Annotated in this window: 26 protein-coding genes; 4 read left to right on the top strand and 22 right to left on the bottom strand. The window is 39.6% G+C overall.

The annotated features are described in order from the left end of the window. Positions 1-287: 287 nt before the first annotated feature. From lysA to RTR43_RS23585, 18 genes are all read right to left on the bottom strand, one after another. On the bottom strand, positions 288-1,592 hold the full coding sequence (gene lysA / locus RTR43_RS23670) for a diaminopimelate decarboxylase (protein ID WP_312476074.1): 1,305 nt from the start codon (positions 1,590-1,592) through the stop codon (positions 288-290). Positions 1,593-1,902: 310 nt separating this feature from the next. After that, entirely contained in the window at positions 1,903-3,384 is a 1,482-nt protein-coding gene (locus tag RTR43_RS23665; RefSeq protein WP_312476070.1) for a spore germination protein, read from the bottom strand. After that, positions 3,335-3,940, bottom strand: a complete 606-nt coding sequence (gene spoVAEA / locus RTR43_RS23660; protein WP_312476078.1) for a stage V sporulation protein SpoVABEA — start codon at positions 3,938-3,940, stop codon at positions 3,335-3,337. The genes RTR43_RS23665 and spoVAEA overlap by 50 nt, the downstream gene beginning before the upstream one ends. A 38-nt stretch (positions 3,941-3,978) precedes the next feature. Then, positions 3,979-4,407 carry a stage V sporulation protein AB gene (locus RTR43_RS23655; RefSeq protein WP_248736644.1) on the bottom strand — a complete coding sequence of 143 codons (429 nt, stop codon included), beginning with the start codon at positions 4,405-4,407 and terminating at the stop codon, positions 3,979-3,981. Further along, positions 4,394-5,017 (bottom strand): stage V sporulation protein AA, encoded by a 624-nt coding sequence (locus RTR43_RS23650; RefSeq protein WP_312476065.1) that lies wholly within the window; start codon positions 5,015-5,017, stop codon positions 4,394-4,396. The genes RTR43_RS23655 and RTR43_RS23650 overlap by 14 nt, the downstream gene beginning before the upstream one ends. Positions 5,018-5,136: 119 nt before the next feature. After that, positions 5,137-5,895 (bottom strand): RNA polymerase sporulation sigma factor SigF, encoded by a 759-nt coding sequence (sigF, locus tag RTR43_RS23645; protein WP_248736642.1) that lies wholly within the window; start codon positions 5,893-5,895, stop codon positions 5,137-5,139. Between the two features lie 12 nt (positions 5,896-5,907). Then, the gene (gene spoIIAB / locus RTR43_RS23640) at positions 5,908-6,348 is read right to left on the bottom strand and encodes an anti-sigma F factor (protein ID WP_312476060.1); all 441 of its coding nucleotides are present in this window, start codon (positions 6,346-6,348) and stop codon (positions 5,908-5,910) included. Next, positions 6,349-6,699 (bottom strand): anti-sigma F factor antagonist, encoded by a 351-nt coding sequence (spoIIAA, locus tag RTR43_RS23635; protein WP_312476056.1) that lies wholly within the window; start codon positions 6,697-6,699, stop codon positions 6,349-6,351. It abuts the gene before it with no gap. 182 nt (positions 6,700-6,881) lie between these two features. Continuing rightward, entirely contained in the window at positions 6,882-8,054 is a 1,173-nt protein-coding gene (locus tag RTR43_RS23630; RefSeq protein ID WP_312476053.1) for a D-alanyl-D-alanine carboxypeptidase family protein, read from the bottom strand. Between the two features lie 145 nt (positions 8,055-8,199). Further along, positions 8,200-9,504: a pyrimidine-nucleoside phosphorylase gene (locus tag RTR43_RS23625; protein WP_312476049.1), complete on the bottom strand. Its 1,305-nt coding sequence runs from the start codon at positions 9,502-9,504 to the stop codon at positions 8,200-8,202. A 33-nt stretch (positions 9,505-9,537) separates the two neighbouring features. Beyond that, positions 9,538-10,359: a purine-nucleoside phosphorylase gene (locus RTR43_RS23620; protein ID WP_312476046.1), complete on the bottom strand. Its 822-nt coding sequence runs from the start codon at positions 10,357-10,359 to the stop codon at positions 9,538-9,540. Positions 10,360-10,374: 15 nt separating this feature from the next. Continuing rightward, positions 10,375-11,559, bottom strand: coding sequence for a phosphopentomutase (gene deoB / locus RTR43_RS23615; RefSeq protein WP_312476043.1), 1,185 nt, complete (start codon positions 11,557-11,559; stop codon positions 10,375-10,377). 226 nt (positions 11,560-11,785) lie between these two features. After that, entirely contained in the window at positions 11,786-12,679 is an 894-nt protein-coding gene (gene xerD, locus RTR43_RS23610) for a site-specific tyrosine recombinase XerD (RefSeq protein ID WP_312476039.1), read from the bottom strand. Between the two features lie 5 nt (positions 12,680-12,684). Next, positions 12,685-12,912: a YqzK family protein gene (locus RTR43_RS23605; protein ID WP_312476037.1), complete on the bottom strand. Its 228-nt coding sequence runs from the start codon at positions 12,910-12,912 to the stop codon at positions 12,685-12,687. Positions 12,913-13,056: 144 nt separating this feature from the next. Further along, the gene (gene fur, locus RTR43_RS23600; RefSeq protein ID WP_248736633.1) at positions 13,057-13,521 is read right to left on the bottom strand and encodes a ferric iron uptake transcriptional regulator; all 465 of its coding nucleotides are present in this window, start codon (positions 13,519-13,521) and stop codon (positions 13,057-13,059) included. Positions 13,522-13,629: 108 nt separating this feature from the next. Beyond that, complete coding sequence (gene spoIIM, locus RTR43_RS23595) at positions 13,630-14,277, bottom strand: stage II sporulation protein M (RefSeq protein WP_312476033.1); 648 nt, start codon at positions 14,275-14,277, stop codon at positions 13,630-13,632. A 132-nt stretch (positions 14,278-14,409) separates the two neighbouring features. After that, a complete protein-coding gene (locus RTR43_RS23590; RefSeq protein ID WP_312476030.1) occupies positions 14,410-15,573 on the bottom strand; it encodes an endonuclease Q family protein in 1,164 nt (387 codons plus the stop codon). Then, positions 15,570-16,124 carry an NUDIX hydrolase gene (locus tag RTR43_RS23585; protein WP_312476027.1) on the bottom strand — a complete coding sequence of 185 codons (555 nt, stop codon included), beginning with the start codon at positions 16,122-16,124 and terminating at the stop codon, positions 15,570-15,572. The genes RTR43_RS23590 and RTR43_RS23585 overlap by 4 nt, the downstream gene beginning before the upstream one ends. Before the next feature lie 72 nt (positions 16,125-16,196). Here RTR43_RS23585 and mciZ point away from each other — a divergent pair, with 72 nt between their 5' ends. Then, positions 16,197-16,328 carry a Z-ring formation inhibitor MciZ gene (gene mciZ, locus RTR43_RS23580; protein WP_312476025.1) on the top strand — a complete coding sequence of 44 codons (132 nt, stop codon included), beginning with the start codon at positions 16,197-16,199 and terminating at the stop codon, positions 16,326-16,328. Between the two features lie 63 nt (positions 16,329-16,391). Continuing rightward, positions 16,392-17,303 (top strand): aldo/keto reductase, encoded by a 912-nt coding sequence (locus RTR43_RS23575; protein ID WP_312476021.1) that lies wholly within the window; start codon positions 16,392-16,394, stop codon positions 17,301-17,303. A gap of 33 nt (positions 17,304-17,336) precedes the next feature. On the opposite strand, the gene RTR43_RS23570 is transcribed toward RTR43_RS23575, so the two are convergent. The 4 genes from RTR43_RS23570 to RTR43_RS23555 form a co-directional block, all read right to left on the bottom strand. Beyond that, positions 17,337-17,591 (bottom strand): YqkE family protein, encoded by a 255-nt coding sequence (locus RTR43_RS23570; RefSeq protein ID WP_312476018.1) that lies wholly within the window; start codon positions 17,589-17,591, stop codon positions 17,337-17,339. A 104-nt stretch (positions 17,592-17,695) separates the two neighbouring features. Continuing rightward, the gene (locus RTR43_RS23565) at positions 17,696-18,364 is read right to left on the bottom strand and encodes a CoA transferase subunit B (protein ID WP_312476015.1); all 669 of its coding nucleotides are present in this window, start codon (positions 18,362-18,364) and stop codon (positions 17,696-17,698) included. A gap of 24 nt (positions 18,365-18,388) precedes the next feature. Next, positions 18,389-19,078, bottom strand: a complete 690-nt coding sequence (locus RTR43_RS23560; protein ID WP_312476013.1) for a CoA transferase subunit A — start codon at positions 19,076-19,078, stop codon at positions 18,389-18,391. Between the two features lie 29 nt (positions 19,079-19,107). Continuing rightward, positions 19,108-20,295, bottom strand: coding sequence for an acetyl-CoA C-acetyltransferase (locus RTR43_RS23555; RefSeq protein WP_312476010.1), 1,188 nt, complete (start codon positions 20,293-20,295; stop codon positions 19,108-19,110). A 146-nt stretch (positions 20,296-20,441) separates the two neighbouring features. Here RTR43_RS23555 and RTR43_RS23550 point away from each other — a divergent pair, with 146 nt between their 5' ends. Continuing rightward, the gene (locus tag RTR43_RS23550; RefSeq protein WP_312476008.1) at positions 20,442-21,347 is read left to right on the top strand and encodes a hydroxymethylglutaryl-CoA lyase; all 906 of its coding nucleotides are present in this window, start codon (positions 20,442-20,444) and stop codon (positions 21,345-21,347) included. 79 nt (positions 21,348-21,426) lie between these two features. After that, the gene (locus RTR43_RS23545; RefSeq protein ID WP_312476006.1) at positions 21,427-21,567 is read left to right on the top strand and encodes a hypothetical protein; all 141 of its coding nucleotides are present in this window, start codon (positions 21,427-21,429) and stop codon (positions 21,565-21,567) included. Positions 21,568-21,817: the final 250 nt, after the last annotated feature.

Here is a 21,817-nt window from a genome sequence, read left to right as displayed (position 1 = left end):
GGGGATTAAAGAATGCAAGTGAACAGGCTCTCCTTACAGCAGCCTGCCAAAATATTAAAAAGATTGCAACACACTTAGCCAGGTTAGAAAAAGTGTGTGGCAATTCTTTAGGTTGATTTGCCACCCTGTTGATTGGAGCGGAGGGCACTCGACTCCTGCGGGATAGAGAGGTCACGGGAGACCCCGCAGGCGCCTATAGCGCCGAGGAGGCTCCCGGACCTCCCCGCGGAAAGCGAGTGCCCGGAGCGGAAATCAACAGGCCAGTTAGCAGGGCCAATCCATTATTATTATTTTAATGGTAAATCAAGTCTAACTAAGTCTTCATAGGACTCTCTTTTTACAACCAAAATGGCTTTGCCTTTTTCAACAAAAACAACGGCTGGGCGAGGTAAACGGTTATAGTTGTTAGACATGGAATAGCCGTAAGCACCCGTGCAAAATACCGCAAGAATATCTTCTTTACCAGCTTCAGGCAAAGGTAAATCCCATATCAGCATATCTCCTGATTCGCAGCATTTCCCAGCAATCGACACCGTCTCACTTGTTCGGGCAAACGGTTTATTGGCAAGGACCGCCTCATATTTGGCTTGATAAAGAGCAGGCCGAATATTATCACTCATTCCACCATCAATAGCTAAATACTTCCTTACCCCTGGAACTTCTTTGGAAGATCCAACTTGATAAAGGGTGATACCCGCATCACCGACAAGTGAGCGCCCAGGTTCAATCCATATTTCTGGCATTTTTAAAGCAAATTGCTCTGTCAATATTTTAACTTCCCTAATAATTTCACTCACATATTGAGAAGGTGGTTTTGGTTCATCTTCTTTTGTATAACGGATGCCAAAGCCGCCTCCCAAGTTTAATACCTTTGCTTCGAAGCCAAGCTCATTTTTCCATCCTGCCATTTGTTCCACTATTTTCTTTGCAGCCAGTAAAAAACCGGTGGTTTCAAATATTTGTGAACCAATGTGGCAGTGTAAACCAAGAACGTCAAAACAGTCAAATTGAAGAGCTGTTTTTAATGCTGCTTCTGCTTGACCATTTTGAAGGTCAAAACCAAATTTCGAATCTTCTTGACCGGTTAAAATGTAATCATGTGTATGTGCTTCAATTCCCGGAGTAACCCGTAAGAGAATGTTGACGTTAACATTTTTCTTATGGCAAATCGTTTTCAATAGCTCCATTTCGAAAAAATTATCCACAACAATGCAGCCAATTCCGTTGTCCAAGGCCATTTCTAATTCTTCTCTGCTTTTATTATTTCCATGAAAATGAATTCTCTCAGACGGGAAGCCCGCAGCTAATGCTGTATACAATTCACCGCCAGAAACAACGTCAAGTGATAACCCTTCCTCGTTAGCAAGCTGCACCATTGCTACAGTTGAAAAAGCTTTGCTTGCGTAGGCGACTTGAGACTTTATGTTTTGTTCTTCAAATGCCTGTTTAAATCCCTGCGCTCTTTCTCTCATTAATGCCACGTCATAAACATATAGGGGAGTTCCAAAATCTCGAGTTAATTCTACAGCATCGACTCCGCCTATTTCTAAATGTCCATTTTTATTAATGGCTGTTGTTCCGTAAAAATGCATTCCCTTCCCTCTCTCCGTAATGACACTCAGTCATAAAAGATAGTAAATAAATAATAGACAGAATCTGCAAAAGAAACTGCCTATTTAAAATCCTTTATTCCTTTATTTAATTAAAAATACTTTAGCATAACAAAAAAAAAACCGCAATAAATTCTTATTTTTTATCCAGCATTAACGGGAAGTAAGATCCGACTTTAAGACTTTGATAGAACTAAAAATGATAAGGTGCAGGATCAACTGCCCGTAAAAGCCCGATTGGTTCAACTAACAATCAATGTAGAGTGCCCCCCCCACTGAATGAAGTTTCACCTTATCCTTTAGGTGGCTGCCGGAAGCGGTTTCTCGGATGAACAATACTAGGTCTTAAAAATGAACCCGGAATTGCTCTGCGGAAGACAATCTGTAAAAATCCTTTTGGCTCAAAAGGGAGAAATGGCCATAAATACGGTGTATTAAGGGCACGCATGTGAACAAGAAAGAGAAACAACAGGGTACTGCCTATGACAAAACCAGGGGTATGGAATGCCGCTACCAATAACAATAGAGTCATTCTAGAAATCTTATTTGCCACACCTAACTCATAGCTTGGAGTAGTAAATGTACCAATACCGGCTACTGCAACATAAAGGATAACCTCTGGAACAAACAACCCTACATCAATCGTAATTTGTCCAATCAATACTGCAGCAATTAGACCCATTGCTGTTGATAAAGGAGTTGGAGTATGAATGGCGGCCATTCGTAAGAATTCTATTCCAAAATCAGCTAAAATTAATTGAACAACAACTGGAATATTCGTTTGTTCATTTGGACCAATAAATGAAAGTTTTTCCGGTAACATGGAGGGCTCTAAAACGAACAGCATCCATAATGGAAGTAAAAATATCGACGTTAAAACACCTAAAAAACGAGTCCAGCGTACAAAAGTTCCTGATGCCGGTGATTCCCTAAACTCTTCCGCGTGCTGGACATGATGAAAATATGTAGTTGGGGTGATAATCACACTTGGAGAAGTGTCACAATAAATAATAACATGCCCTTCTAATATATGTGCTACTGCTACATCTGCTCGTTCTGTATATCTTACAATTGGAAAAGGATTCCATCCCTGTTTTACAATAAATTCTTCAATCGTTTTATCTGCCATCGGGATTCCATCAACATCGATGGCTTTTAGTTCTTTCCTTAGTATATTCAATAAATCTGCATCGGCGACATCTTCTAAGTAACCTAAGGCTACATCTGTTTTTGAACGCCTGCCCACCTTAAGCATCTCAAAACGAAGCCGGCCGTCACGAATCCTCCTTCTTGTTAAACCAGTATTTATAATAATATTTTCAACAAACCCATCCCGGGCTCCTCTAACTACCTTTTCTGTATCCGGTTCTTGGGGCGCTCGCCCTGGATAGCTTCTAACATCAACTACAAGAGCGATGTTTTGTCCTTCCATTACAACAGCGATTAAACCAGACAGGACCTGATCGACCACTTTATCAAGCGTTTTTACTTGTTCGACAGATTGATTAACAAGTCGATTATAAATGATCTTAAATAGGTCAGTTGATAATTTTTCATGATCATTGATGTCTACTAATTCTTCAATAAGTTGAATAATAAAACGGGTATCACATAATCCATTTACATAGTAAATGTGAACATCTTTTTTAAGAATCTTTAATTTCCTGACTCCTAGATCAAAACTTATTCCAAGCCCCGCACGTTGTTTCATATAATTTTCAATTTCATTCACGGATTTGGGGATTGGCCATTTTTGGTCCTGTATTTCTGTCATAAAAACCACTCCTTTCAAGTATTAGCTGGACCGCTTTTTTCGTTATTGGTGAACCGATTTTATAGGAGTCATGCCTCGCCATTTTTCCTATGTCACCAACTCCTACGATAATAGGTACGTCCAATTCATCAAGGCAGTATACGGTATCTCCATTTATTCTCCCGATTTCCAGTTCTGGGATTCCAAATTTATCGACACCATATGGAGTTAACTCTCCATTTCGGTCGATACCTACATCAATTTTTGACCATTCCTCATGTCTTGATTTTGCCGCTACTGCTATGACACCTAATACCTCGATATCCTCGTGCAATGCAACATATTTTAAGGCATTTTCACCAGCACCCTCACCTACAATGCCACTATCATCAAACATCACCAATACAGGATCATGCGGAGTTTTTTTTATTAATTTAACGAGTTCTGGACCAGTTAATTTTGACGGATTACTTTGTGAACTAGAGATACATCGTCCTCCAATCTCATATGCCACATGCTCAATCGCCTTTTTGGCGTATTCATCACCATCAGTAACTAAAATTACTCGTCTCCGAATACTCATCCTTTTATGTCCTTTCCATCGCGAAGAATTTTTTATTGGTGGACAAAATAAAGCCATTGAAAAATCGAGCCGAGAATTTTCCCTAGAACGATTGCTGTAATTAGGATGACAATTTCTCCATCCAGTCGAATCCTTCTGGCAAGAATCGGCAGTACATTTAAAACCTCCGTAAGAGCGGCTGCCAGCATCCCTACAAAAATCCCGCCCGTGATTCCTAATAATGGGACCAATAAATAAGGTGAAATATTTAAAACAGGGTCTCTTAGGCTTGCAAACACCCCTGTAAGTGCACCGAAGACGACTGCCCATTCATACTGTTGAATCATTTTCATTGTTTTGGTCAGCTGTGTCAGTCTTGGAATAATCCCAAGTACGGTAAGAAAAGCAACAAATCCTGAACCAACGGCCAATCCACTTGCTAAACCCAAAAAACTGACAGTGATAATTTTAATCGTCGTCATTAAGTTGTTTCATACTTTCTTTGTTTTCATGAATTATTACGTAATTATCTAAATCCATCTGATAATTAAACATTTCTACTTCAAGCGGACTGGGTTCCTCGTTTAACCGTTTCTTAAATACATGATTAAAAAATAAAATCATTCCAAGACCTAGACCAAGGGAATAGGGAATTTGAAAAAGGAATGGCTTAGCTTCTACCTTGCCCGTAATAATTGTATATATTTTTTCTTGGACACTTCGCATGCTAACATCATCATGAAAATTCATTATCGCCATGGCTGAGCCAAAGAATAAGAGAAACCATATTAAAAGAAAAAAAGGGATGGATACTCCTTTTTTCTTATTAGTCACTTCTATGATGGTTTGTGCGGGTCCAATGGTTTGAACTTCTATTTCCCCAAACCTTGTGGTGATCATATTAATGATCCTCATTACATCAATGATGACAATATTACGATCTCCTTCAGTTAATTGATAGACCATCATTGATTTTAAATGTGATAGTACGGCTTCAGGGGCAATAATTTGGGCAACATCCTTTAACAATAATTTTTCTTCCGGCTGAGCTTGAACACGATTCCGCATGCGGATGTAGATTGTTTTTTCCAAAACATTCACTTCCCACACAATGATTTCCTCGTATAAGTAGTATGGATAATTAGCCCTTATTTCATGTACAAAATGACAAAAAGGCCTGTTCTGGATAGAAAACGAAAAAACCGTACGGATTAGGGATCCATACGGTCTTTCATTTGCTGTAAAATCCTTTTTTCAAGTCTTGAAACTTGAACCTGAGATATTCCAAGCCTAAGGGCAACCTCTGATTGAGTTTGGTCCTTATAGTATCGTAAATAAACAATCAGTCTTTCCCGTTCATCCAATTCAAGAATAGCTTCTTTTAAAGCAATTTTATCAAACCATTTTCCTTCATTGCCATCATCTATTTGGTCTAATAAAGTTATCGGGTCGCCATCATTTTCATAAACTGTTTCATGAATCGATGAAGGGGTTCTGCTTGCTTCTTGTGCAAGGATGACATCCTCTGGTGTGAGCTCCAGATACTCTGAGATTTCGTTAACGGTAGGCGTTCTTCCAAATGTTTTCGATAACTCATCCTTCGCTTTCCGGATTTTGTTCCCCATCTCTTTCAATGAGCGGCTAACCTTTACAGTTCCGTCATCGCGGATAAATCGTTGGATTTCTCCAATAATCATCGGTACGGCATACGTTGAAAACTTAACATCATAGGATAGGTCAAACTTATCAACTGATTTTAATAATCCGATACAGCCGATTTGGAACAAATCATCAGGGTCATACCCCCGATTAAGAAACCGTTGGACGACAGACCAAACGAGACGCATGTTTTTTTCAACAATTAAATCTCTTGCCCCTTGATCTCCACCTTGACTCTTTTTTATGAGTTCTTTTACCTCATGATCCTTTAGAAATGTTTGATTTTTTTCGTTCTTGACCTCCACATCCATCGGCAAGTCTCCTTAATTGCAAAGCATTTTGCTGGAATTTAAATGCTTCCGTAATCTAACCTCGGTTCCTCTACCTGGCTGTGTGAGAACCTCTACCTCATCCATGAAATTCTCCATGATGGTAAAACCCATTCCGGATCGCTCTAAATCCGGCTTCGTTGTAAATAATGGCTGACGAGCTTCTTCCACATCTTTAATTCCTAATCCAGTATCTTTAATTGACATATCAATTAAGCTGTCCTCTATCGAAACATGGATATAAATAATCCCGTTTGGATCATTTTCATATCCATGGATTATCGCATTTGTGACGGCTTCAGAAACTACTGTTTTAATCTCTGTTAATTCATCCATATTCGGATCAATCTGGGCAATAAAGGCGGCAACAGTTACACGGGCAAACGACTCATTTTGACTTAAAGCACTGAACTCAAGTCTCATTTCATTCTTCATTCAGGCCACCCCCAATCTTTGCAATGCAAATTCCTCAGTCGGTTCCATTTTAATGATTTTAAATAAACCAGACATATCGAATAATCTTTGTATTGCAGGGGAAATTGCACAAACGACCATTTCTCCGTGCACCTGTTTTATTTGTTTGTATCTTCCTAAAATAACGCCCAAACCAGAGCTATCCATGAAAGAAAGGTGTTCCAGATTCAAGACAATATGACGAATATCATTTTTTTCAATAACTGCTGTCGCTTGTTCACGAAGTTCATCTGCGGTATGATGATCCAATTCACCGCTTAAGCGAATACATAAAACATCATTTTTTGTTTCTAATTCAATGTTAAGACTCACTATCCCCGGCCTCCTTATTCTGGTATAGTGAGTCAATTCGCTTCTCAAGCGGCAATTTCCTTCTATAATTACAAAACTAGTTGTATTTCGCTAAAAGTAGTTACGTACTATGACATTTCGACAATGAAAAGTGGAAGCGCCCATAAACAACGTATCGACTAACGGACTTCGGGGGATAAAATTTACTTCCCTGCTTTTGTAAACATACCAAATGAACGCTTATAAAGTATCCACCAACCTGCTTCCTTAACCTCTTTCCTCGCTACTATAGGACTTTCGAGAATAACCTTTCCGTCCTTTATTAGCTTAATACTTCCTACCTTATCCCCTTTTGAAATCGGGGCATTTAGATTTTTTTGTAAAACAATTTTTTGTTTTACATCTTCTGTCTTTTCACCTTTTTTTGTTAACAAAGAAAGTGGTTCACTAGTAACAGCTTCAACAGACTTTTCCTGCCCTTTACTTACTTTTGCCTGACCGACTGTTTGATTTCGCTTAAACATTGGATGTGTCTGGTATTGACTAAAGGCATAATTTAGCATCTTGGTCACTTGTGCATTTCTTTCCTTTGATGTCGGAGCACCAAAGACTACTGCAATCACACGCATGCCGTCTTTTTGCGCAGTGGCCGTTAAGCAGTATTTAGCTTCAGCAGTAAAACCAGTTTTTAAACCGTCCACTCCTGGGTAAAAACGCACCAATTTATTCGTGTTAACTAGCCAGAATTTTTTGTCCGTATTTTCGCGGAGGTAGGCTTCATACATACCTGTAAATTTTGTAATCTCATCATATTTAAGTAGCTCTTTAGCCATCATTGCCATATCTGATGCTGAACTAAAATGCCCACTAACAGGAAGTCCTGTCGTATTTTTAAAGAAAGTATGCTTAAGGCCTAGTTCCTTTGCTTTTTCATTCATCTTGTCAACAAAGGCTTCCTCTGACCCTGCAATTCTTTCAGCCATCGCAACAGAAGCATCATTTCCTGAGCCAATTGCAATTCCTCTTAACATCTCCTTTGTCGTCATTTCTTCACCAGGTTCAAGGAAAATTTGAGAACCACCCATAGAGGCTGCGTACTCGCTTGTACGTATTTTTTCATTCCAAGTAAGCTTTCCTTTATCAATTGCTTCCATGATCAAAAGCATGGTCATAATCTTTGTCATACTCGCTGGTGGCAGTTCTTCCTTACTATTTTTCTCGTAGAGGACTTTTCCAGTATCACGCTCTATTAAGATAGCGGATTTCACATTACTGACAACTTCAGAACTCTTCTTCTCTTCAGCAGCAAAAGCCGATGGGCTAAATAAGCATGTAAGTAATAAAGATGTCATTAATAAAGAGACAAATCGTTTCATTCACATAACCCTCCATTCTTTATAGCCTCCATTTTTTCCAAAACCACCAATCTTATACAATTTTTTCCTCTGTTTTAATAAAAAAAAGGTGTCAGGCACCATGTGAATTTTTCACATGGTGCCTGACACCCTAGACAAAATTATTTTATTCGGTTATTTCCTCGTGGACGAGGATTGGTGCTTCTATTTTTGCTGTGGAAATTTTGATATTGTCGTAAAGCTTTTGTTTTACTTCATCTACATTTTCAAAATTGCTGTAAATGGTTACTAATGATTCGCCTTTTTTGACTTGGTCGCCAATTTTCTTTCTTAAAACAAGACCTACAGCAAGATCAATGACAGATTCTTTTGTTGCTCGTCCTGCTCCTAGGATCATTGCTGCCGTTCCAACCTCATCTGCAACGATTTCTGAAACATAACCATCTTCTTTTGCTTCAAGTTCAAAGATATATTTTGCTTGTGGCATTTTAGAAGGATCGTCAACAATTGAGGCATCCCCGCCTTGAGAACTTAAAAATACTTTTAATTTATCAAGTGCAGAACCATCTTTTATGACATTTCCAAGCAGGGTACGTGCTTCTGCTAATGAATCAGCCTTTTCAGCTAAGTAAACCATGTGACTGCCAAGTGTTAAACAAAGTTCTGTTAAATCCTCCGGACCTTCACCTTTTAAGGTATCAATCGCTTCTTTCACTTCAAGCGCATTACCTATCGCATATCCAAGCGGCTGGCTCATATCGGAAATAACAGCCATGGTTCTTCTGCCAACGTTATTACCAATGCGCACCATTGCTTTGGCCAATTCTCGTGAATCATCAAGTGTCTTCATAAAGGCACCAGCGCCTGTTTTAACATCAAGAACAATTGCATCAGCACCAGCAGCAATTTTTTTACTCATGATAGAACTAGCGATAAGCGGAATGCTATCGACAGTGGCAGTTACGTCCCTTAGTGAATATAGCTTTTTATCAGCAGGTGTTAAGTTCCCACTTTGTCCAATGACCGCAATCTTATTTTTATTGACAAGATCGATAAATTCGTCATTTTCAATTTCAACATGGAAGCCTTTAACCGCTTCTAATTTATCAATGGTTCCGCCCGTATGACCTAAGCCTCGACCGGACATCTTTGCAACTGGTACATCTAGTGCAGCTACAAGTGGTCCAAGAACAAGTGTAGTAGTATCACCAACACCACCTGTTGAATGCTTATCAACTTTAATGCCCTCGATTTGCGATAAATCAATCTGATCTCCTGATTCCACCATCGCCATCGTTAAATCGGCTCTTTCTTTTTCAGTCATCCCTTTAAAAAAGATAGCCATTGTTAACGCGCTTACCTGATAATCTGGAATAGAACCATCTGTATAACCAGTAATAATAAAATTAATTTCTTCTGTTGATAATTCCTGCCCGTCACGTTTTTTCTCAATTAGGTCAACCATTCTCATTTTTATCACCACTTCGTTTTATTAATAGTCAATTTATTTCGCGATATTTTTTACAATTTCTTTAACATATGAAAGGAAGTCTGCTTTTACTTTTTCAGTTGTTTCAATAACTTCATCATGTGTTAGTGGCTGATCAAGAATTCCGGCCGCCATATTAGAAATACATGAAATACCAAGAACCTTCATTCCGCTGTGACGTGCCACAATTACTTCAGGTACCGTAGACATTCCAACGGCGTCACCACCCATAACCCGGACCATCCGTATTTCTGCTGGTGTTTCATAGACTGGTCCCGGATTACCAAAATAAACACCTTCTTTCACATTGATGTTTAAACGGTCGGCAATTTCTCTAGCAGCAGCCCGTAATTCTTTCGAATACGCTTCTGACATATCTGGGAAACGGACACCGAAATGGGAATCATTCGGGCCAATTAACGGATTGGTCCCCATATTGTTAATGTGATCTGAAATAAGCATTAAATCTCCAGGTTCAAAGCTTTCGTTTACTCCACCTGCGGCATTTGTGACGATTAACATTTCTACTCCTAGCTCTTTCATGACGCGCACTGGAAAAGTGACTTTCTCCATACTATATCCTTCATAGAAATGGAAACGGCCTTGCATAGCAACAACCTCTATACCATTTAGTAAACCAAAAACAAGTTGTCCGGCATGCCCTTCCACTGTAGATACAGGAAAATCTGGAATTTCATTGTATGGAATTTTTACTGGGTTCTCAATTTCTTCTGCAAGGACACCTAGACCTGATCCTAAAATAAGACCTAACTTAGGTGTACTAGGATATTTTTCTTTCAAAAAACCTGCTGCATTTGCAATATTTTCAAAGTTCATGCTCATTCCCCTTCCTTATTTCAGTTCATTTAAAAAGCTTTTACCGTAGTTCGGCAATTTTACATTGAAGTTTTCAGCAACGGTTGCCCCAAGGTCAGCAAAGGTTTCTCGTAAAGGAAGTTCCTTTCCTTCTACCATACTCTTTGAGTAAACAAGCAACGGAACATATTCACGTGTATGGTCGGTACCCGGCGCAACAGGATCATTTCCGTGGTCTGCTGTAATCATTAACAAGTCATCATCTTTCATTTTCGCAAACACTTCAGGCAAGCGAGCATCATATTCTTCAAGCGCATTCCCGTATCCTTCAGGGTCACGGCGATGTCCGTAAAGTGCATCAAAATCCACAAGATTTACAAAGCTGATTCCTGTAAAATCGATATCAAATGTCTCAATTAGCTTATCCATACCATCCATATTAGAAATTGTTCTCAGAGATTTCGTTACGCCTTCACCATCATAAATATCGGAAATCTTCCCAATGGCAATTACATCAAGGTCTGCATCCTTTAATTCACTCATAACAGTCCGGTCAAACGGCTTTAATGCATAATCGTGACGATTCGAAGTACGTTTAAAGTTTCCTGTTTCCCCTAAGAATGGGCGGGCAATCACACGTCCAACCATATACTTTTCATCAAGTGTTAATTCACGAGCAATTTTACAAATTTTATAGAGCTCCTCGAGTGGGACAATTTCTTCATGTGCAGCAATTTGAAGCACGGAGTCAGCTGATGTATAGACAATCAATGCCCCCGTTTTCATATGCTCTTCGCCCATCTCATCGAGAATTTCTGTACCACTGGCAGGTTTATTGCCAATAATTTTTCGACCTGTACGTTTTTCTAATTCAGAAACAAGCTCTTCTGGAAACCCTTCAGGAAACACACGGAAAGGAGTTTGAATGTTTAAACCCATAATTTCCCAGTGACCTGTCATCGTATCTTTTCCGTTAGAAGCCTCCATCATTTTTGTATAATACCCTAACGGTTTAGCTGATTTTTCAATTCCCTTGATTTCGCGTATATTGCTTAAACCCAATTTCGCCATGTTTGGCATATTTAGACCATTCATTCTCTCTGCAATATGGCCAAAGGTATCTGCCCCTTTGTCACCAAACTTTTCAGCATCAGGTGCTTCCCCAATACCAACCGAATCCATTACGATGATAAAAATCCGTTTATATGTACTTGCAACCATACAATTCTTCCTCCTTTATCAATAGAAAACGTTTGCAAATAATGAAATAATGCGCATCACTATGTTGCCCTGTTGAAATAAGATTAACCAAAAAAATGAACCTATTTGTCAGAAGTCTGACATCTCTATTTTACTAAATGTTTTCGAAATTACAAGAAAAAAGCCACCAAAATTTCAGGTAGCTTTTTGACACTTTTGTGAATGTTCCATAAAAACTACCATTCTATTAGGCTCGGGGATGAAATTTACTATAAACATCCTTTAACTTTGTTTTTGTTACATGAGTATAGATTTGTGTTGTTGATATATCTGCGTGACCTAACATTTCTTGAACTGCCCTTAAGTCAGCACCATTTTCTAATAGGTGGGTCGCAAAAGAGTGGCGAAGAGTATGTGGTGTAAGCTCTTTTGCGATCCCAGCTTCCCTAGCTAACTTTTTCAATATTTTCCAAAAACCTTGGCGGGATAGCCGTTTACCTTGATGGTTTAAAAATAAAGCATTATCCTGGTGCTTTTGGCTAACAAACTGGGGTCTGCCAACATCTAAAAAATGTTTAAGAGAATCAGCTGCTGTTCGTCCAATCGGAATAATTCGCTCTTTATTTCCTTTGCCGTGACAGCGGACAAACCCCATAGCGAGGTGGACATTATCGATATCAAGACCTATTAATTCACTAACACGGATTCCAGTCGCATAGAGGAGTTCAAGCATTGCTTTGTCCCTAATTCCGTAATGATCATTATGCTTGGGTGCATCCAAAAGTGTTTCTACTTCTTGTAAACTCAATACTTTTGGTATGGATCTTTCAAATCTTGGTGCTTCGATAAGGACAGATGGATCTTGATCTGTTGCTTTATCCCGTAATAAAAATTGATGAAACGCACGAACGGAGGCAACATGTCTTGCTATTGTTTTTGCTGATTTCCCCTGTTCTTTTAAAAAACTTAAAAAATGAACAATATGCACACGCTTTACAACATTTAATGATAGGATAGATTCCCCGGTTTTTAAATAATGAAGATAGCTTTTTAAATCTCGCTCATAGGACAGGATTGTATTCTTTGCTAAACCTTTTTCAATTATTAAGTAATCCATGAAATTCTTTACTTGTTCTTCCATCGCATTTACTCCCCATTTAAATAAAACAACATCAGCCGATCCAACAAGGAGGAACTTTTTTCATTTACTGTATTTGAAACCTTTACCGCAGATCCTTCAGGTTCATCAAAGCGATGATAATTTTGATATTCTTCAGATACCCACATGATACCATAATAAAAGAGAATCGTGCATCCAGTGAATATAATAAAAACCTTTAAGGTTTGCAGAGCTATTTTTATAAGTGAGATCATTTTGCTTCCCCCATTTTTTATTATTCTAGTAAATGGTATGCCAAATTGTACAAGGTTTATACCTAGTCATAAGGAAAAGGGGGGATTTATATAAGGAATGAAGCAAAATAAAAAGTCCTTTTCAGTAAAAGGACTTCGCAAACGTTATTCAGTTTTGTCATCCTCATTTTGTTTATCCTGGCAACGGTAACAAATCCCATGAAAGGTGAGGCGATGATCTTTTATTTTAAAATTCCATCTTCGTTCAACCACTGCTTCCACATCTTCAAGTAAATCCTCTTGAATTTCATCAACGGCACCGCATTCAATACAAACAAGATGATGGTGGAAATGGGCCGCACCTTCCTGGCGAAGATCATAACGGGAAACCCCATCACCAAAATTAATTTTATCAACAATTTTTAATTCCGTTAGCAATTCCAACGTTCGATAAACAGTTGCTAAACCAATTTCTGGCGATTTTTCTTTTACGAGGAGGTACACATCTTCCGCACTTAAATGATCCTCTTCATTTTCTAGTAAAACTCGAACGGTTGCTTCACGCTGTGGTGTTAGTTTATAACTGGCTGAATGCAACTGTTTCTTAATTCTTTCAATTCTAGTTTCCAACCTGAAGTCCCTCCCTCGCCACTGTTAATTCTCATTATAACAGATGAGAAAAGAGAGTCAAAATAAAATTATTATAAACAACAATTTATAATCTATACTATTTAATAGTTATTTTAAATTCACCGAAGTGATAATTGTTTTCATTAACCATGGTGATAGATAGGCTTCAATCCCAGATGCAACCGATATTAAAATTACAGCAGCAATCAAGGTTAAAATGTATCCCTTAAAGAACGGCATAATTGGCTGGGCATATTTTTTCATAAACTGCTTTTTAATCATTCTCAGTGAGAAGATGACTGAGAATGCAGCCATCAAAATAAACACGGGGATGGTAATCAAATTTTGTGGCATAATCGATACAAATGCTAGCATAAAACCATGCCAACCCATTTGACTTACTAGAAAACCAACCGTAAACCCGACTACCATTCCTTTTATAAACAGGAGAATAAGTATAACAGGAAGGCCGATAATAGAAATCCCCAATATCCACATAAGCCCAATAAACTTACTGTTATGGGAAAAGCTTTGCAAAAATAGATCGTTGTCTTCTGACACCTTACCATCAGAGACTTGTCCAAAAAACTGCGATAGATAGTAGAATAAATCTTCCTTCTGTGTAATGCTCATACTATTAACCACGATAGCTCCAAAGATGACTCCCATTAAAAATAAAACAACAATAAATAAAAAAATTGAGGAATGCTCACGGAAATAACTAGCGGCATCGGACTGGTACAATCGTTTTTTCATCTCACGTTTCCTCCTATTATTCTCAGGTCAGTTTATACATTCTATGCCAGTCTAGTTATTCTATGACCAATTTTAATAGATTGAATACTAAAAACCCGATAGCCTAATTCTACCGGGTTAATTTCGATTTTTTTAATCGGCGATTTTTCCGTATTTCCCCCCACCGCCAGCTGCTAGATTGACTTTCCCTTCTCTTGCCTTCATTACGAAGTCGGCGATTTTAGGTGGGACAACCTCTTTTAATGCCTCATATGGAACTTCGTGCAAAATCGCCATTTCCGACCCAAAATGATTGACTAGCTTCTCTAGTAATCTGGGTCCAAGGCCTGGAATAAATTCCAGTGGTACTTGATGAACATAGGGCGGCCGCCCTTCTGGACTTGACTCCGCTGTCTTCAGTTCAAGGATTCGATCGGCTACCCCTTTAATAATCTTTTTATTTCCGCACAGGGTGCATATTTGATCTTCTTCGACAGCTGGGTGTAAACATTCCGCACAAACGGTTTTATGATATTTACCAAGCAATGGATCAAGGCCATAATTACTGACGATTTTTCGGCCCTCTTTCTTTTTTAATGCTTTTTGCAATTCCTTAAATGTTGGTTCCTTCATCGCAATTACTTGATATTCACGGGCAATTTTCGCCAAGGAATGGGCATCAGAGTTGGTTACAAATGTATAATCGTGTAATTCTTTTATTTGATCTGCCATTTTGGTATCTGAACTTAATCCAAGTTCAATCCCATCAATCAAATTTGGGTCCAATACCTCTGTTAGTGAATGATTTACTCCTTTCCCATATAAACTTTTGAAGGGCGTGAACACATGAGCAGGAATAAAAATACCACCTAAAGCTTTTACTTTTCTTTGTAAAACGAGACCCGTTACGTAAATTCTTTGTGAACTCAATTGAATATTTTTCAAATGACCAGACAGCCACGAGGAAAACTCTTTCATAATAGAAAGGTTCGGAAAATAACAAAGCAGATGAATCGGGCCGTTGCTTTGTTCATCATAAATCTCCAATTCCGAACCAGGGATAATAGTTAAATCTCCGAATACCAAACCACCGTCCTGATGTTCAAAGACTTCTCCGCTTTCAATCAGGCTCTCCATTTCAAGAATGACTTCAGGTGAATGGCTGTCAATAATCCCCACCATATTGAGCCCTTTTTCATGTCGTGCATGTTCAATGATATTCGTAAACGTTAGCGACTTGGCACCCGTGATTTTGACCGGCTTCCCGGTCCAAGTTCGTCCGATGTGAATATGTAAGTCTACATAGTAGCGATTCATTTATTGTTCAACGCCTCTTGTAATTGTAAGTATTGAATGGCAAAAACGGTTTTCGCGTCATAAATCTTTTGTTCTTTTACATACTGAAGGGATTCTTCGAGTGTTAATTCCTCAAGATTGACAAACTCGTCTTCGTCAAGGGCTGCGGCATTTTCTTTTTTCGTTAATCCTTTTGCTAAGAACACATGGATAATTTCATCGGCAAAGCCTGGTGAAGTATAAAATGAGGTTAATAATTCTAAGCTTTCGCACTCATAACCCGTTTCTTCCTCTAATTCTCTCCGTGCACAAAGTGCAGGTGCTTCGCCTTTTTCAAGTTTTCCAGCAGGGATCTCAATAATCGTTCTTTCCAATGCTTTACGGTATTGTTCGACCATTACCACTTTGTTGTCATCAGTAATGGCTAATATTGCGACAGCACCGGGATGTTTAATAATTTCACGTTTCGCTTGTTTGCCGTTTGGCAGCTCGACATTCTGTAAGTGAAGACTGATTACTTTTCCTGTAAATATTTCTTCGCTACTGAGCGTTTTTTCTTCGAGTTTGGTCATAATTGTCTCTCCTGTTCTTTCCTTAAAGACTTCATCATACATTTTACCATACATTAATTGGAGGGGTGTCGGATGAAGATAGTGGTGCATGAAAACGGAATTCTCCTTGTTGGCAAAGGATGGGAAATACTGCAAAAACTCAAGGAGTATAACAAGGATTACATTTCTGTATATGATTGGATTCAAAATGTGACGCAAAAATGAGACTACCGTTTGTAGTTTGCCCAGTTCTTTAATAAAATTGTAGAAAAAGGACGGGGGGATTTTTTGAAAAAGAGAAGACTAGGAAATTCAGATTTGTTCGTGACCGAGTTAGGCCTGGGCTGCATGTCAATTGGGGCCGAGGAAAAAGCTGCTAGAAAAATAATTGAAGCTGCTCTTGAGGAAGGCATCAATTATTTTGATACCGCTGATTTATACGATTTTGGTGAAAATGAAAAAATAGTTGGGAAAGCATTAAAGGATGTCCGCGAACAAGTGATTATTGCAACAAAGGTAGGGAACCGCTGGACAAATGATCAAGCCAGCTGGAGATGGGACCCTTCTAAGGTATACATAAAAGAAGAAGTGAAAACTACCCTTAAGCGGCTTGGGACCGATTATATTGATCTGTATCAATTACATGGCGGTACGCTCGAAGACCCAATTGAGGAGACAATTGAAGCCTTTGAAGAATTGAAAGCAGAAGGTTTAATTCGTTATTATGGCATCTCATCGATACGCCCAAATGTGATTCGAGAATATGTGAAAAAATCCAGCATTGTGTCCGTGATGATGCAATACAACATCTTAGACCGCCGTCCTGAAGAAGAAGTATTACCGCAGCTTCGCGAACACGGCATTAGCGTTGTCACCCGCGGGCCGCTTGCCAAGGGATTGTTAAGTGATAAGCTGCTAGAAAAGGTTTCTGAGAAGGGCTATCTGGATTACACGTATGAAGAACTAAGCGAGATTTTGCCTTTACTAAAAAAAAGAGTGGCAGCTTCCCGTTCGTTTACAGAAGTTGCCCTACAATATAATCTGGCAAACCCTACGGTTGCCTCTGTTGTGGTTGGTGCCAGCAGCCCGGCACAGATTAGGAGTAATGCCAAGGCGGTCAATAGTAACCCACTGACAGATGCTGAAGTTACCATGATTAAAGAAATAACGAAGGCAAGTATGTATAAAGAACATCGATAAAAGGAGAGTTCTTCACTCTCCTTTTTTGATAATCTATTTAAATTCCTTCCAGTTCATCCCGCTCTCTTTTAAAAGTTCTTCAAACGACTTGTTTTTTTCTTTTAATCTTCTTTCTTCCCGTTTTCTTTGTTCTTCCTCTTCTTTTCTTCTTTCTTCCTCGACCTTAAGCTGGTCTTGCTGCTCTTTTAGCTGCTTCATTAAGTTTGGATCAATCAAATCTTTAAGCGTTACCGCTGAATCGTCTTTTTTTGGTTTCGATTGATTTTTTTGTTTCTTTTGTTTTTTCATTCTAAAAGCCCTCCATAATCAAAATGCTATCTCTATTATACCATTTCACCTAATAGTCCTAGCATAAAAAGGCAGGCTATCCATTGGGCAGCCTGCCTTCACTATTAATATACTTCTAATTTAACGTTTTCATCCACATGCAATGCGGCTTCTGTCGAATTAACGACATCCTCTACTGTATATCCACTGGCCACTTCCACGAGCCTTAGCCCAGAATCGGTTACATCCATAACCGCGCGCTCCGTGATAATCCGGTTGACTACTCCCTTTCCTGTTAACGGCAGAGTGCATTGTTTTAATATTTTCGATTCACCTTTTTTATTTACGTGCTCCATAATGACAATTATTTTCCGGGCACCATGAACAAGGTCCATTGCTCCACCCATACCTTTAATCATCTTTCCTGGAATCATCCAGTTTGCCAGGTCTCCGGTTTCCGATACTTCCATTCCACCAAGAATGGCCAAATTGACATGTCCGCCGCGAATCATTGCAAACGAATCGGCACTATCAAAATAGGCTGCACCACTAATGGCCGTGACCGTCTCCTTGCCGGCATTAATTAAATCTGGATCCACCTTATTTTCGTGAGGATATGGACCAATGCCTAAAAGGCCATTTTCCGATTGCAAGACAACCTGCTTATTTTCTGACATGTAATTGGCAACAAGGGTTGGCATTCCGATGCCTAGGTTTACATAAAAGCCGTTTTCTATTTCCTTTTCTGCCCTGATCGCAATTCTCTCTCTAACAGAAACCTTTTCATTTGCCATTGCTCTCTCTCCCTTCCCCAAACTCTAGGTTCTGACTGTCAATCTCTCAATTCGTTTTTGCTGTTTCCCCTCAATAATTGTTTGAACATAAATGCTAGGGGTATGAATAAAATTAGCATCCAGTTCGCCAATTTCATAAAGTTCCTCCACTTCGGCAATCGTCACTTTTCCCGCCGCCGCAATCATCGGATTAAAGTTTCGCGCTGTTTTGTGGTACACGAGATTTCCCATTTTGTCGCCCTTCCATGCCCTTACTAAACTAAAATCGGCTGTCAGTGCCTCTTCTAATAAGTATTCTCTTCCGTTAAAAACCTTCGTTTCTTTCCCTTCAGCAATCGGAGTCCCTACCCCGGCTGGTGTATAAAATGCTGGAATTCCGGCACCGCCGGCCCGTATTTTTTCAGCTAATGTGCCTTGTGGTGTTAATTCTACTTCAAGTTCCCCTGTTAAAACCTGTCTCTCAAACTCTTTATTTTCACCCACATAGGAGCCAATCATTTTTTTGATTTGCTTATTATTTAATAGAAGGCCTAAACCCCACTCATCAATCCCACAGTTATTGGAAATAACCGTTAAATCCTTCACGCCTTTTTCTGCTAATGCTACAATCAAGTTTTCTGGGATGCCGCATAAACCAAATCCGCCAACCATTAATGTAGCCCCATCCTGAATATCAACAACCGCATCCTGGAAGGATGTACAAATTTTCTTCATTTTTACTTTCTCCCCCTCAAATTAAGGTTTTACGCTAGCTCAACAATCGTTGCAACCCCTTGCCCCCCGCCGATACAAAGTGTAGCTAATCCAACGCTCGCATTTCTTCGTTTCATTTCATGGATTAAGGTAACAAGAATTCTCGCACCGCTTGCTCCAATTGGATGACCAAGTGCGATGGCACCGCCATTTACGTTTAGAATTTCTTTATTAAAATGAAGTTCACGATCAACGGCTAAAGACTGTGCCGCAAACGCTTCATTTGCTTCGATTAAGTTAAGATTTTCCACGGAAATAGCTGCCTTTTCAAGTGCCTTTCTCACCGCTGGAACTGGCCCGATTCCCATGATGCTAGGGTCTACCCCTGCACTTGCGTTTGCTTTAATGATTACTAATGGCTTCAGCCCTAGTTCTTCCGCCTTTTTCTTACTCATTACTACGACAGCAGCGGCGCCGTCATTGATTCCAGAGGCATTACCTGCCGTCACACTTCCGTCCTTTTTAAAGGCTGGACGCAAGCTGGCTAATTTTTCCGCAGTTGTTCCTTTTTTCGGATATTCATCGGTTTCAAAGATGATAGGTTCACCTTTGCGCTGTGGAATCACAACTGGAACAATCTCATCCATGAATTTTCCTTCTTCAATGGCATTAACTGCTTTCTCTTGGCTCCAGGCAGAAAATTCATCCTGCTCTTCTCTCGTAATGGAGTATTTACTCGCTAAGTTTTCAGCGGTAATCCCCATATGATAGTCGTTAAAAATACATGTAAGGCCATCGGATGTCAGCGTGTCGGCTAATGTTTGATCCCCCATTTTAAAACCATCACGGGCATTTTTTAAAAGGTAGGGTGCCTGGCTCATATTTTCCATGCCCCCAGCGACTACTATTTCGGCATCTCCTGCTAAAATAGCTTGCGTTGCCAGGTGAACCGCCTTCAGCCCGGAGCCACAAACCTTATTAATCGTCATCGAGGAAGCGCTTTCAGGAATACCCGCTTTAATGGCTGCCTGCCGTGCCGGATTTTGCCCTAATCCTGCTTGAAGCACATTCCCCATAATTACTTCATCCACTTGATCTGGCTTTACCCCTGCCTGTTCAAGTGCCGCTTTGATGACTGTTGCACCTAATTCAGGTGCTGAAACATTTTTTAAGCTGCCATTAAAATTTCCCAATGCCGTACGAACGGCACTAACAATGACTACTTCAGTTTGACTCATATCCTTCTCTCCTTTTCAAGCTAGTTTACAATTACTAGTTCTAGTGAAAATACAAAAAATCCTCTTATTTTGTCAAAATTTCTATTATTCTTGATTTTTCGAATTCACTAACACTACAATGAAAGTATGAATATTGGAGGGGAAAAATGATGCTTACTTTACCTAAAAAAGTGACGATTATCGAGGTAGGCCCACGAGATGGTCTGCAAAATGAAAAGTTATTCGTACCAACTAACATAAAAAAGCAATTTATCAGTGGATTAAGGAATGCTGGACTGAAAGAAATGGAGCTGACTTCGTTTGTATCACCGAAATGGGTGCCACAAATGGGGGATGCTGCCGAAATTGTGGCTGACTGCCTCGATGAGAAGACAAAAAACATCGTGCTAGCTCCAAACCGTAAAGGAGTTGACCGTGTCTATTCTTCCAACTGCCAGGCCGTTGCCGTGTTTGTTGGTGTCAGCAATACCTTTAATTTGAAAAATATTAACAAAACAACTCGAGATAGTATGGCGGAGCTGAAGCCGATCATCCTTGAGCTAAAAGAAAAGAACTATTTTGTCCGCGCCTGCATTTCGACTGCATTTTATTGTCCTTATGAGGGAAAAACCAATGAAAGTGATACATTAGCCCTCTGCCGTGAATTTGTAGAGTCGGGCGTCGATGAATTAAGTGTGGCCGATACGATTGGGATGGCGGCACCGAATGAAGCCTTTTCTTTGTTTTCCCAATTAAAGGCGGAATTCACTGAAACCCTTTTAACCGCTCATTTTCATGACACACGCAAGCTTGCCCTAGCCAATATTTTTGCTTCCCTTCAAGCCGGAATCGATCGGTTTGACACATCTGCCGGCGGTCTTGGCGGCTGTCCATTTGCACCTGGAGCCGCTGGAAATGCAGCCACGGAGGACGTAGTTTACATGCTTGAGCGGATGGGAATTAATACAGGTGTGGACCTTTATAAACTGATGGATGCCATCGAAGTCGTTCGCCCCTATCTTACAAGACAAATTGACACTGGCTATTATCGACTTCATACCCAAACGGTCTAAATTCAATTTTCTCGTGAATAATCAGTATTCTTTTAATCCATCTTATTAAATGAAACCATCATGAAGGGAGCGCAAGATTATGAGCCAAAAACGTGATAGAGGATACAGCCAACAAGGAAAAAACTATGCAGATTCAGCTGGTGGCGGTAAGAGGATGATTGCTGCTGAGGAACTCGAAAAGGCCCTCCACCCGACGAAAAGACAAAACTCAGAGCAGTAAATGATCCTCAAACTCAAAGCCGCTCATTGGTGTCAGCGGCTTTTTTCATGTTAAAATAAAAACAGTCAATTTATAGGCGGAGAGAATTTATTTTTCATATGTTATATAAACCAACTTCAGGAGGTGCCAATTTTTGAAAAAGGCATTTCGAGCTCTGTTTGTGTTGTTGTTTTTCTGGTTATTTCTCGGTTTGTATTTTACAAACCGTTTGATGTATATGAAAAAGAAGGATGAGGAATTGATTAGAAAG

The organism is Neobacillus sp., assembly GCF_031988165.1.
GTDB lineage: Bacteria > Bacillota > Bacilli > Bacillales > Cytobacillaceae > Neobacillus > Neobacillus rhizosphaerae.
Note: the sequence above shows the minus strand (reverse complement) of the source record. Positions and strands in the feature narration are given on the sequence as shown.